1 protein-coding gene is annotated in these 465 nt (G+C 63.7%); it reads left to right on the forward strand.

Annotated elements, in window-relative coordinates; translation table 11 throughout:
- A partial coding sequence (locus tag H6B51_RS17340) for an L-arabinose isomerase family protein (protein ID WP_470382172.1) occupies window positions 1-465 on the forward strand: 465 nt, incomplete at both ends.

Here is a 465-nt window from a genome sequence, read left to right on the forward strand (position 1 = left end):
ACTTCATGAACCTGAACCAGGCCGCCCACGGCGACCGGGAGCACGGGTTCATCGCCGCCCGGCTGCGGATGCCCCGGAAGGTCATCGCGGGGTACTGGCAGGACGAGGATGTGCAGAAGCGTCTGGGCTCCTGGATGCGTGCCGCCATCGGCGTGGCCGTGTCCAAGGAGATGAAGGTGATGCGCTTTGGCGACAACATGCGGGAAGTGGCCGTCACCGAGGGCGACAAGGTGGAGGTCCAGGCCAAGCTGGGCTGGCAGGTAAACACCTGGCCGGTGGGCAAGCTGGTGGAGACCATGGACGCGGTCACCGAGGAAGAGATCGACGCCCTGATGGACGTGTATAAGGCCAGCTACGACTTTGCCACCGACGACCTGGAGACTGTGCGCTACCAGGCCCGGGAAGAGATCGCCATGAAGAAGATGATGGATGCCGAGGGCTGCAAGGCCTTCTCCAACACCTTCC

Origin of the sequence: Pseudoflavonifractor phocaeensis (assembly GCF_016901955.1) — a bacterium.
GTDB classification, from domain to species: Bacteria; Bacillota; Clostridia; order Oscillospirales; family Oscillospiraceae; genus Flavonifractor; species Flavonifractor phocaeensis_A.